Origin of the sequence: Tissierella pigra, from assembly GCF_018917845.1 — a bacterium.
GTDB classification, from domain to species: domain Bacteria; phylum Bacillota; class Clostridia; order Tissierellales; family Tissierellaceae; genus Tissierella; species Tissierella pigra.
Genome location: NZ_JAHLPJ010000001.1, coordinates 2867012 through 2879643 on the forward strand (window position 1 = coordinate 2867012; position 12632 = coordinate 2879643).

Genomic DNA, 12632 nt, shown 5'->3' on the forward strand with positions numbered 1-12632 from the left:
TTTTTCAATTGCAACTTCCTAGAATTTTCATATTAATAGGATTTACCTATATGTGTGATAAGATTTTATCACTTTATTTATATAAGTGCAAGTGATACATTAATAGTATAATTTGATGTTAAAAATAATACAAAGGGGTGAAGTTATGAAAGTTCTTATTATTGGTGGAGTAGCTGCTGGTACTAAGGTAGCTGCTAAGCTAAAAAGAGAAAATCGTAGTCACGAAGTTACAATATTAACTGAAAGCAAAGATATTTCTTATGCTGGATGTGGATTACCATATTATGTTGGTGATGTAATCCCTAGTAGAGATGAATTAATAGTTAATACCCCAGAAAGTTTCTCAGAGTTAACTGGTGCTAAAGTATTAACAGAAGTTAAAGCAACTAAGGTCAATCCAGAATCAAATACAGTAGAGGCATTGGATATGAAAACTAATGAAACTTCTACATATAATTATGACAAATTAGTTATTGCAACTGGAGCTAACCCAATTAAACCACCTTTAGAAGGTGTAGATTTAGATGGAGTATATTTTATGAGAACTCCAGATGATGCGATTTCCTTAAGAGATGCCCTTGATTTTAAAGAAATCAAACGTGTTGTTGTAGTTGGTGGTGGATTCATAGGCTTAGAGGTAGCCGAAAATTTATCACTTAAAGGAATAAATACTACTGTAATAGATATGGCTGACATGGTTCCTCCAGGATTTGAACCTGAATTTATTGAATACATTGCTGACCACTTGGCAGAACATGGAATCATGGTATTTACAGGTACTAGATTAGAAAGTATTATTGGTGAAGGCAAAGTAGAAAAGGTTAAAACTGATAAGAGAACTATGAAGGCAGATGCAGTTGTTTTATCTATTGGAATTAGAGCTAATACAGCTTTCTTAAGCGATAGTGGTATTGAATTAATGCCAAATAGAACAATAAAAGTAAATGAATATTTCCAAACTAATTTTGAGAATATTTATGCCCTTGGTGATTGTGCCAGTGTAATAAATAGGGTAACAAAAGAACCTGCTTGGTCTCCAATGGGGTCTACTGCTAATATAGCTGGCCGCATTGCAGCTAAAAATATTAATGGAGAATCCATTAGCTATAGTGGAGTTCTAGGAACTGGAGTGGCTAAGTTACCAGACCTTAATATAGGTAGAACTGGTTTAACAGAATCTGCAGCTAAGGCAGCAGGCTATGATGTAGAAAGTGTTGTAACTGTAGTAGATGATAAAGCTCATTATTATCCAGATTCATCTGTATTTATTGTAAAAATGTTAGCAGATAGAAATACTAAGAAGCTGCTGGGATTACAGGTTTTAGGTAAAGGTGCTGTAGATAAAATGATAGATATTGCTGTAACTGCAATGACTTTAAATGCTACATTAGAAGATATTGAACATATGGACTTAGCATATGCTCCTCCATTCTCTACTGCTATACATCCTTTTGCCCATACTGTAAATGTTTTACTTAATAAAATTAGTGGCAACTTTAACACTATTACTCCTTTAGAATTCGCAACTAATAGGCCTGAAGGATATAAAATAATTGATGCCTCTATTCAACCATCTTTTAAAGGTTATCCTTATATTGATTTAAATAAAGTAGATAAGGAATTACTAGAATATGATAAAGATGACAAATTATTATTAGTATGTTCTAAAGGTAAAAGAGCATATATGCTTCAAAATAAATTAAAACATCTTGGATATAACAATACCTTAGTTTTAGAAGGTGGGTCCATAGTAAATAAATTATAATTAAATAAAATAAGGGGGTCAAAAAATGGCAAGTTTAACAATTAGTCCAGAAGATCAAAAGAAGGTAAAAGCATTAGGTTTTTTAGTCAATAAGGGAACTGACAACTTTTCAGCTAGAATCATTACTGTAAATGGTAAAATTACAGCTGCTCAAAACAAATGTCTTTCTGAAGCAGCAGAGCTTTATGGAAATGGTATTGTAACATTTACATCAAGACTTACAGTTGAATGTCAAGGTATTCCATATGACAAAATTGAGGATTTCAGAAATTATATTGCAAAAGAAGGTCTTGTAACAGGTGGTACTGGCTCAAAAGTTCGTCCAGTAGTCTCATGTAAAGGTACTACTTGTCAATATGGTTTAATTGATACTTTTGATTTATCTGAAAAAATCCACGAAAAATTTTTCAATGGATATTCAAGCGTTAAATTACCACATAAATTTAAAATTGGCGTAGGAGGATGTCCAAACAACTGTATGAAGCCTAGTTTAAATGACTTAGGAATTGTTGGACAAATGATACCTAATTATGACAGTGAATTATGTAATGGATGTAGAGTTTGTGGTGTTGAAAACGTATGTCCAATGGATTCTGCTAAAGTTGAAGATGATCTTTTACACATAAATGAAGAAACTTGTAATAACTGTGGTCGTTGTATAGGAAAATGTCACTTTGATGCTATTCCTGATGGGCAAGTTGGATATAAAATATATATAGGTGGTAGATGGGGTAAACTTGTTAACCATGGTATTCCACTAGATAAAATATTTACAACTGAAGAGGAAGTTATGGATATAATCGAAAAAACCATACTTTTATTTAGAGAACAAGGTGAAACTGGGGAACGTCTATCTCAAACCATAGAAAGAATTGGTTTTGAAAATGTTCAACAGCAATTATTATCAAATGACCTTCTGGACAGAAAAGATGAGATTTTAGATTCTGAACTTCACTTAGTTGGCGGAGCTACTTGCTAATTAACTGAAAATATCCAAAGGAAAATTTAAATTAGATTTTCCTTTGGATAATAATTTTATTTTTATTCTTATTTGTCTATTTTTTAACACTACTTAAAAGGAGATGTAAATATGAATAGTAAAAAAACTTCTGCTATAATTTTATGTATTTTGATTGCTATTGTAGCAACTTATTTAGGAGGATTACAAAACTTAGTCGGAGCTCCTATGATTGGATTATTTATTGGTATGCTTATTTTAAACATTATACCTTCCATAGATAAAGATTTTAAATCTGGAACAACCTTTGCCGGTAAGAAGTTTTTAACTTGGGGAATTATTTTAGCAGGTGCTACTCTTAATTTTAAAGAAGTATTAGGATATGGTGCTAAGGCCTTACCTTTATTACTTTTTAATATTTGTCTATCTTTTTCCGTAGCTTATTTTGTAGGTAAAAAGTTAGATGTATCTACTAATACTTGTACCTTAGTCGGTGGTGGCAGCTGTATCTGTGGTGGCACTGCTATTGCAACTCTTGCTTCAATTATTAAGGCTAAGGAAACTGAAATAGCTTATGCAATGACTGCAATATTTTTATTCGATATTTTAGCTGCTTTAGTTTATCCTTACTTAGCTGGTGCCATAGGATTAACTGCAAATCAATTTGGCTTCTTAGCAGGAGCCGCAATTAATGACACATCTAGTGTTGCTGCAGCTGAAGCAACTTATAATGTTTTAAATAATCTTGATTCAAGTTTAGCTATTACTATAAAACTTGCAAGAACTAGTTTGTTAATTCTTGTTTCAATAGTTGCTACAATTTTAACTGTAAGAAACGAATCTAAGGCAAATAAGGATAGTGGAGAACAAATATCTATAGGTCAAACTGTTATGAAAGTTTTTCCATGGTTTATAGTTATTTTTTTAGGTATGGCTGTTTTAAATACTTTGGGATTATTTGATCTTGTTCCAGGCTCTGCTAAGTTCTTTAAAAAAGGTTATAAGTTTTTAATTACTGCCGCTTTAGCCGGTGTTGGATTTAAAATTCATTTTAAAGACCTTTTTACAAAAGGGACTAAGCCTATTATACTAGGGGGATGTACATGGGCGGCTGTAGCCATATCTACATTATTGTTTATTACAATATTTGCTAACTATATAGGATAATTATAAAAACTCTGGGACATAGAGCCCAGAGTTTTTATTTTATTTTTTCTAATGATTCAAGGTTTGCCTTAATTGTATAATCTAAATCTTCATCATTAAATGCTGTAGATAAAAACATACATTCAAACTGAGCTGGTGGAAGCATTATCCCCCTATTTAGCATCTCTCTAAAGTATTTAGCATACATATTTGTGTCGCATCTTTGTACATCATCATAGTTTTTAAATGGTCCTTCTCCAAAGAATAATGTAAGCATATTTTTAAATCTAACTATAGTGGCTTTTACACCAGTCTTTTCTATATTTTCAGCTATTCCTTTTTCCAGCTTAATAGCCATTTTCTCCATTTTTTCATATATATCTTTATTATCCTGAAGATACTTAATATTTTTATATCCCATGTGCATTGCAAGAGGATTTCCTGAAAGTGTTCCTGCCTGATACACTCCTCCTAATGGAGATACTATTTCCATTATTTCTCTTTTTCCACCATAGGCTCCCACTGGAAATCCTCCGCCTATTATTTTACCAAAACAAACTATATCTGGATCTATGCCATATACTTCACTAGCTCCACCATAGGCTATTCTAAATCCTGTTATTACTTCATCAAATATAAGTAAAGAACTATATTCTTTTGTTATTTTTCTTAATCCATTTAAGAATTCCTTTTCAGCAGCAACTAATCCCATATTACCTGCCACAGGCTCTACTATTATGGCAGCTATATCTTCTCCTTGTTCTTCAAAGGTTTTTCTTATATCTTCTAAATCATTATATCTACATACTATAGTATTTTTTACAATTTCTTCAGGTACCCCTAAACTTGTAGGTACTCCATAGGTTATAGTTCCTGAACCTGACTTTACAAGTAGAGAATCACTATGTCCGTGATAACAGCCTTCAAACTTTATTATTTTATTTTTTCCTGTAAAACCTCTGGCAACTCTTATGGCACTCATAGTAGCCTCTGTACCTGAATTAACCATTCTCACCATATCTATTGCTGGATATGATTCTACAATTAGTTTTGCCATATCTACTTCAACTTTAGTAGGAAGTCCAAAACTTAATCCATCCTTGATTATATCCTCTATTCCCTCTATTAACTGTGGATTTGAGTGTCCCAAAATTGCTGGTCCCCAAGATCCAATATAATCTATATAAGTATTTCCATCTTCATCTTCTATTCTATTTCCATACCCCTTATTTATAAATACAGGTCCAGCATCTACTGACTTAAAAGCTCTAACAGGACTATTTACTCCACCCGGAATGTACTTTAATCCTTCTTCATATATATCCTTTGATTTTTCAAATTTCAACTTGTATACTCCTTTCAAGATTATTTTAGGTACTTTGCCACATCCTTAGCAAAATATGAAATAATAATATCTGCACCTGCTCTTTTAATTGAAGTTAAGGTTTCTATTAAAACTTCTTCTCCTACAATATTATTATCTACTGCATTTTTTAACATAGAATATTCTCCACTTACATTATAAGCTACAATAGGAATATTAAAATTATCTTTAACTCTTCTTATTATATCAAGATAGGAAAGAGCAGGTTTTACCATTACCATATCTGCACCTTCTTCTATATCGTACATTACTTCTCTTAGTGCTTCATCAGAATTAGCTGGATCCATTTGATATGACTTTCTATCTCCAAAGCTTGGAGCAGAGTCTGCAGCTTCTCTAAATGGTCCATAGTAGGATGAAGCATATTTGGCACTATAAGCCAATATTGGAATAGATGAATATCCATTTTCATCTAATGTCTTTCTTATATATTCTATTCTTCCATCCATCATATCTGAAGGTGCTACCATATCTGCTCCTGCCACTACATGACTTAAGGCTATTTGACCTAAGTATGGAAGTGTCTTATCATTATCTACACATCCACAGTCTTCTAATATACCACAATGCCCATGGGATGTATATTCACACATACATATGTCTGTTACTATGTAGATTTCTGGATAATTTTTCTTTATTTCTCTTATGGCTTTCTGAACAATTCCATTATTACTATAAGCCTCTGAACCAACTTCATCCTTATTATTTGGTATTCCAAATAATAGTATAGATTTTATTCCTAGGTCTATAATTTCCTTTACTTCATCTAACACCATGTCTACTGAAAAATGATATACTCCCTTCATAGAAGAAATTTCTTTCTTCACATTTTCCCCTTCTACTATAAATAAAGGATATATAAAATCATCTATGGATAATTTTGTTTCTCTTACCATACTTCTAATGGTTGGATTTTTTCTTAATCTTCTAGTTCTATTCACTTTATCACTTCTCCTTAATTAAGAGTTCTAATATACCATCTATAGTATATTCTTTAGCTTGTTTATATACAGAATAACCTGCTTCTTCAATGGTTTTAGTGGTTATTGGCCCTATGGATATTATCTTACCCTTTTCCAAAGCAGGACCAACATCTTCTTTAAGTATTTCACTAAAGTTAGTAAAGGTAGATGATGATGTAAATAATAAATAGTAAGAGTCTAGGTCATTTAATATATCCATTATTTTCTCTTTATTTTCTTCATCTTTTACAGTATGGTATATTTTCAAATCATTTATTGTGGCTATTTGAGAAAGTTCATCTATTAATTCATTTCTACCTATTTTGGCTCTAGGAATCAGCACATTATCTTCCTTAGATAAAACTTTACTTAATTCATCAATTAAACCTTCTGCTACAAATTCATTTGGAACTATCTCTGGATTTATTCCATATTTGCCCATGGCTGCAGCTGTTTTTGAACCTACGGCTGCTATTTTTATATTAGCTAAAGTTCTTATATCCATTCCTAACTGGAAAAACCTTTGAAAGAATATGTTAACTCCATTAACACTTGTAAATATTAAGTAAGAATAATTTGTTATGTTTATTATGGATTTATCTAATTCTTCATTTGGGCTTATTTTCTCTACTTTTATAGTTGGAAAAGAAATTACATTTCCACCTAGTTCTTCTATCTTATTTATGGTTTCACTGGCATGAGATTTTTCCCTAGTAATTACTATGTTTTTTCCCAATAAAGGCTTGTTTTCAAAGAAATTCAACTTTTCTCTTAATCCTACTACATCGCCTACTACAATTAGACTTGGTGGCTTAATGTTTTCTTCTATAGCTTTATCATATATATTAGATAATCTTCCTATAACAGTTTTTTGATTTGAAGTAGTCCCCCAGTTTATAATTGCAGTTGGTGTGTCTTTAGACTTTCCATTTTTCATTAAGTTTTCAGATATATTCTTTAAATTTGAAACCCCCATTAAAAATACTAGAGTTCCTTTTAAAGCCGACAAGGATTTCCAGTCAAGTTCCTCTTCTTCATCCTTTAAATGCCCTGTAATTACATGAAAAGATGTAGCTATGTCCCTATGGGTAATAGGTATACCTGCATAACAAAGTCCACCTATGGCAGAAGTAACACCAGGTACTACCTCAAACTCTATTCCTCTATCATAAAGGTATATGCCTTCTTCTCCCCCTCTTCCAAATACATAGGGGTCGCCACCTTTAAGTCTTACCACTAGATTTCCATCTTTTGCCTCTTGATAGATTATTTCATTTATTTCATCTTGAGTCTTTATATGATTCTTTGAAGCTTTTCCCACATATATAAGTTTAGCGTCTCTTTTAATATGATCTAAAAGCTTTGGACTAGCTAATCTGTCATAAACTACTACATCTGCTTTTTCTAAGTAAGATAACCCTTTTAGTGTGATTAAATCTGGATCTCCTGGCCCTGCTCCTATTAGGTAAACTTTACCCTTCAATTATATTCACCTCTTTTAATATTTCCTTAGCTAAAGATTCCCCTAAAGCTTCTCCTTGGTCTATATCCCCTTCTATGTATCTTCTTACTAACTTTTCTCCATTTACTGTACCTAATAAACCTTCTAAACGAATTTTTCCCTCTTTAACTTCACAATATGCTCCTACTGGCACATTACAACTTCCTCCTACTGCTTTAAGAAAAACTCTTTCAACTTTACTTTGTATTCCCGTTTCTTCATGGGCTATACTTTTTAGAATTTCTTCTAATTCATGATTATCTTCCCTAATTTCAATGGCTAGAATTCCTTGAGTAGGAGATGGTAAAACTATATCTTTATCTAAGTAAACCATATTTTCACCTAGTTCTAGACCTAGTCTATGAATTCCTGCTGCTGCTAATATTACTCCATCTAAGTTTTCTGTATATATTTTACTTATTCTAGTTTCTATATTTCCCCTTATTCCTACTACTTCTAAATCTTCTCTATGTTTTAAGATTTGGTATTTTCTTCTTTTACTTCCTGTTCCTATTTTTCCATTCTGTGGTATATCATCTATGCTTTTAAGTCCTTGTCTCAGAACTAATACATCTCTATAATCCTCTCTTATTGGAGAAAAGGATAACTTTAGTCCCTTTGGAAGTTCTCCTGGCATATCTTTCATACTATGAATTGCCATATGAATTGTATTATCTAATAATTCTTTTTCTATTTCCTTTATAAATATTTCCTTTCCACCTAATTTATCTATGGGTATATCCTTCAGTATATCACCCTTTGTTTTTATTACTTTAACTTCAAATTCTATTTCTGGATGAACTTTTTTTATACTATCTATAACCATATTTGTCTGTGTTAGGGCAAGGTTACTTCCTCTACTTCCTACTATTATTTTCATATTATCAGTGCTCCTTATGGTTCTATTTTTCTAATTCCTTTAAAAACTCTTTTAAATCAACAATATCTAATTCTAAAGCCTTGTCCATAATTTCTTTTGTTTTATGTGAATAATTATCTAAAGTTATCCTACGTATTTCTTCTAAGATAATCATATACTCCTTGTCAAATTTCTTATATTTTTTTTCCATATCTATTCTGATTTTTTTACTCAAGTAAGGAAAGCTGCCTAAGGTGGAAATAGAAATCGTTAAATTATCATTATTTATAATAGATGGTGTAATAAAGTCGGAATCATCTTTGCTATCTACTATATTAACTAATATATTTAAACTATTACAATCCCTTGCTATTTCCTCATTTATATTTCTAGAAGATGTGGCACCTATTACTAAATGGCTATCTTTAATATATTTTTTATTATAAATATCATATATAAATTCAATGTTTTCTTTATATTCTTTCTGTAGATCTTTAAATTCATCAATAATCTTAGGACTTACCACTCTTACAGTTCCACCAAATTCTAAAAGTTTTTTTACTTTCCTATGGGCTACTTGTCCACCACCTACTACAACAATTAACTTATTTTCAATTTTTAACATTATTGGATAAAACATAGATCACCTCTATATTTCAAAGATTTTTTTCATTACTTCTATATATTCTTCTGAATCTTCATTGTTTATTTGTTTTAAAGCTTTTATAGGTTCTCTTATGATCTTTTTTAAAGCAGACATAACCATTTTATCTACTATTTTTTGATCTCTCTTATTTAAATCTACCTTCCGATTAATATAGTTCATAGTTTCTTCCTTTATGGAGTTACATCTATTATTTAAAGATTCTATAATGGGGTCTACATTTATGGTATTTATCCACTCCATATACTTATCCACATCAGAATTAATAATTTCTATAGCCTGTTCTGAAAGTCTTTTTCTTCTTAATAAGTTCATTTCTGATACTCTTTGTAAATCATCATTGTGATATAATATTATATTTTCATCTTCTCCAACTGCGGAGTCTACATCTCTGGGAAGGGCTAAATCTAATATATATATTTTTTTATTTCTCTTTTTCATATGTTCTTTCATTATAATAGTATGAGGTGCAGAAGTTGCTGTAATTAAAATATCTACATCTTCTATTACTTCATATCTCTCTTCATATTTTATTGCTATTAAATTATTAAATTCCTTAAATATTTCCTTCATCTTTTCATAGGTTCTATTAGTTAAATAAATCTCTTTCAAATCTTCCTCATATAAGTATCTAATTGCCAATGTACTCATTTTTCCTGTACCTATTACAAGAGCTTTTTTATCTTTTAAAGAACCTATTTCTTTTTTCAAAAGATTTATACCTATATAGCTAGTTGATAAGGGTATTTCAGATATCTTTAAAAGATTCCTTATTTTCTTCCCTTCACATATTGCATCCATAAATAATCTGTTTAAGACCTTTTTACTAAATCCCAGTTCCATGGAAAAATTCATAGCATCTCTTATTTGCCCTAATATCTGATCTTCACCTAGTATCATAGAATCTAGTCCTGCTGATACCATATATAAATGAATAACTGCTTCCTTTCCATTTTTGACAAATATATAGTCTTCAGCCTTAGGAGAATTGAAAAATTCCTTATAAAACTCTATTACTTCTTTAACGGAGTTTTCTATATCTTCACTGGCTATATATATTTCACTTCTATTACAAGTAGAAATAATTATTAATTCTTTACTAGATTTATCTAGTATTAAATCTGCTCCTTCGATTTTCATAGACTCAGTAAAAGAAAATACTTCCCTAACTTGTATTGGAGAATTATTATGATTTATTCCTATTACTGCAACTTCCATCCTCATCCTCCTACCTTTGAATTTACCTTTATTCTTAATTTTATTCTAATTCTATCATATTGTAAAATCTAATATTTAACAAGACTTTATGTAATGTATATTGTTATATCTATCATTGATATATATAATAATGCACAAGACCTTCATGAGCTGATATGAAGGTCTTGAATTATACATTTTTTATTGGTTTTGAACTATAAACTCTCCATTACTAACTCTAACTATTTGAATTCCTAGTTCCACAGCTTTATCATACTTCGACCCTGGGTCTTCTCCTACAATTACATAGTCAGTTTTTTTACTAACAGAGCCTGTTACTTTACCACCCATTTTCTCTACCATATCCTTTATCTCATTTCTGCTAATTCCTTCTATGGTTCCTGTAATCACTACAGTTTTATCTGTAAATATAGATTTTTCTTTTTCTACTTCTTCAAAATATGGATTTACTCCTTCAGACAATAGTTTATCAAGACTTTCCAGTATCCTATCATCATGAAAAAATTCCAATATACTATTGGCAATGATTTCCCCAACTTCTCCTACTGTTATTAATTCTTCATGGCTTGCATTTTTAAGGTTATTTAAAGATTTAAAATGGTTTGCTAAATCGTTTGCTGTCTTTATTCCAACGTTATTTATTCCTAAAGCATATATAAAAGAACCTAAATCTATATGTTTTGATCTTTCTATTGCCTCTAATAAATTGTTTGTTTTCTTTTCCTTAAATCCTTCTAAATTAATCAAGTCTTCATATTTTACTTCATATATCTCTGGCAAATCCACTATATTTAATTCATCCAATAGCTTTTCTGCCGTTTTTTCACTAAATCCTTCTATATTCATAGCATCTCGACTTGCAAAGTGAACTAATCTAGATACTAATTGAGGCTTACAAGAAAGTGAGTTTGGACAGAATATATGAACTCCATTCTGTATTAACTCAGAGTTACAAGCTGGGCAATGAGTTGGTTTTTCTATTTCAAAGGTCTCTTCATCAGTTTCTAAAGTTCCAAGTATTTCTGGAATAACATCATTGGACCTTCTAATAAGAACCTTTGAATTTACCCTAACCCCCTTTCGCAAAATATCATCATAGTTATTTAATGTAGCTCTTCTAACTGTAACACCACCAATATCCACTGGTTCCAGTAAGGCTGTAGGTGTTACCTTAGATGTTCTTCCCACATTCCATACTACTTTTAGAAGTTTTGTAGTTGTTTCTTCTGCCTCAAATTTATATGCCATTGCCCATCTAGGGAACTTATTGGTAAAACCTAAGACTTCTCTAGTTCTTATATCATCTATTTTTATAACTAATCCATCTGTCAAAAGGTCTAAGTTGTGCCTTTCTTCTTTTATAATTTCTATTTCTTCAATTACTCCATCTATGGAATCAAATTCTTTAGCATATGGAAATACAGGGAACCTATTTTCTTTTAGAAATTCCAATATTTCCATATGCTTTTGAAAAGTCTTTCCTTCTATATATGCAATATTATAAAAATAAGCTGTAAGATTTCTTTCTGCTGTTACCTTTGAATCCAAGTTTCGTAAAGCTCCCGCTGCTGCATTTCTAGCATTCTTTAAAGGCTCAGTTGCCGTTCTATTATATTTCTCCAATGCAGATAATGGCATTAACCCTTCTCCATGTACTTCCATAGTTCCTTTGAAATCTATCTTTATTGGAATAGATTTTATAGTTTTAAGTTGAGGTAAAATAGCCTCTCCAACCACTCCATTACCTCTAGTAGCACCTTGTACAAGAAATCCATCTCTATAGGTAAGATTTATAGTCAGTCCATCAAATTTATATTCAATTATATATTTTGGCTCTGGCAATTTATCTACATTTTCTCTATTATAATCTTCTATTAATTTTCTGACCCTATTATCCCAATTAATTAGTTCTCCTACACTTTGGCTTTTGTCTAAACTCCATAACCTACCTAAGTGAATATGTTTTTCAAATTTATCTACTATATCTCCACCGACTCTTTGAGTTGGAGAATAGGAATGGACTATTCCTGTTATTTTCTCTAAATGGACTAATTCATCATATAATAAATCATATTCCTTATCACTTACTCTAGGTTCATCTAATGTATAATAGTGATAATTCAAATCATCTATTATTTCAATAAGTTCATCTATTCTTTTTTCTTCATTCACAAA

10 protein-coding genes are annotated in these 12632 nt (G+C 30.9%); 3 read left to right on the forward strand and 7 right to left on the reverse strand.

The annotated features are described in order from the left end of the window. Positions 1-145: 145 nt before the first annotated feature. The 3 genes from KQI41_RS14165 (at position 146) to KQI41_RS14175 (ending at position 3890) form a co-directional block, all read left to right on the forward strand. Complete coding sequence (locus tag KQI41_RS14165) at positions 146-1765, forward strand: FAD-dependent oxidoreductase (protein WP_216585509.1); 1620 nt, start codon at positions 146-148, stop codon at positions 1763-1765. A gap of 25 nt (positions 1766-1790) precedes the next feature. Beyond that, complete coding sequence (locus KQI41_RS14170) at positions 1791-2744, forward strand: (4Fe-4S)-binding protein (RefSeq protein ID WP_154438678.1); 954 nt, start codon at positions 1791-1793, stop codon at positions 2742-2744. 111 nt (positions 2745-2855) lie between these two features. Then, positions 2856-3890 (forward strand): YeiH family protein, encoded by a 1035-nt coding sequence (locus KQI41_RS14175; protein ID WP_154438680.1) that lies wholly within the window; start codon positions 2856-2858, stop codon positions 3888-3890. 34 nt (positions 3891-3924) lie between these two features. On the opposite strand, the gene hemL is transcribed toward KQI41_RS14175, so the two are convergent. The 7 genes from hemL to ligA all read right to left on the reverse strand — a co-directional run bounded on the left by hemL (position 3925) and on the right by ligA (position 12629). Beyond that, on the reverse strand, positions 3925-5214 hold the full coding sequence (gene hemL, locus KQI41_RS14180) for a glutamate-1-semialdehyde 2,1-aminomutase (protein WP_154438682.1): 1290 nt from the start codon (positions 5212-5214) through the stop codon (positions 3925-3927). A 20-nt stretch (positions 5215-5234) separates the two neighbouring features. After that, positions 5235-6194: a porphobilinogen synthase gene (hemB, locus tag KQI41_RS14185; RefSeq protein ID WP_216585510.1), complete on the reverse strand. Its 960-nt coding sequence runs from the start codon at positions 6192-6194 to the stop codon at positions 5235-5237. Positions 6195-6198: 4 nt separating this feature from the next. Next, positions 6199-7698 (reverse strand): uroporphyrinogen-III C-methyltransferase, encoded by a 1500-nt coding sequence (gene cobA / locus KQI41_RS14190; protein WP_154438684.1) that lies wholly within the window; start codon positions 7696-7698, stop codon positions 6199-6201. Next, positions 7688-8596 (reverse strand): hydroxymethylbilane synthase, encoded by a 909-nt coding sequence (gene hemC, locus KQI41_RS14195; protein WP_154438686.1) that lies wholly within the window; start codon positions 8594-8596, stop codon positions 7688-7690. The genes cobA and hemC overlap by 11 nt, the downstream gene beginning before the upstream one ends. A 22-nt stretch (positions 8597-8618) precedes the next feature. Then, positions 8619-9215 (reverse strand): precorrin-2 dehydrogenase/sirohydrochlorin ferrochelatase family protein, encoded by a 597-nt coding sequence (locus KQI41_RS14200; RefSeq protein ID WP_154438688.1) that lies wholly within the window; start codon positions 9213-9215, stop codon positions 8619-8621. A gap of 9 nt (positions 9216-9224) precedes the next feature. Further along, positions 9225-10457, reverse strand: coding sequence for a glutamyl-tRNA reductase (gene hemA / locus KQI41_RS14205; RefSeq protein WP_154438690.1), 1233 nt, complete (start codon positions 10455-10457; stop codon positions 9225-9227). Positions 10458-10637: 180 nt separating this feature from the next. Continuing rightward, complete coding sequence (ligA, locus tag KQI41_RS14210) at positions 10638-12629, reverse strand: NAD-dependent DNA ligase LigA (protein ID WP_216585511.1); 1992 nt, start codon at positions 12627-12629, stop codon at positions 10638-10640. Positions 12630-12632 lie beyond the last annotated feature (3 nt).

Coding starts and splice junctions, on each gene's coding strand:
- KQI41_RS14165 (WP_216585509.1), top strand. CDS start 146: ATGAAAGTTCTTATTATTGGTGGAGTAGCTGCTGGTACTAAGGTAGCT.
- KQI41_RS14170 (WP_154438678.1), top strand. CDS start 1,791: ATGGCAAGTTTAACAATTAGTCCAGAAGATCAAAAGAAGGTAAAAGCA.
- KQI41_RS14175 (WP_154438680.1), top strand. CDS start 2,856: ATGAATAGTAAAAAAACTTCTGCTATAATTTTATGTATTTTGATTGCT.
- hemC (WP_154438686.1), bottom strand. CDS start 8,596: ATGAAAATAATAGTAGGAAGTAGAGGAAGTAACCTTGCCCTAACACAG.
- KQI41_RS14200 (WP_154438688.1), bottom strand. CDS start 9,215: ATGTTTTATCCAATAATGTTAAAAATTGAAAATAAGTTAATTGTTGTA.
- hemA (WP_154438690.1), bottom strand. CDS start 10,457: ATGGAAGTTGCAGTAATAGGAATAAATCATAATAATTCTCCAATACAA.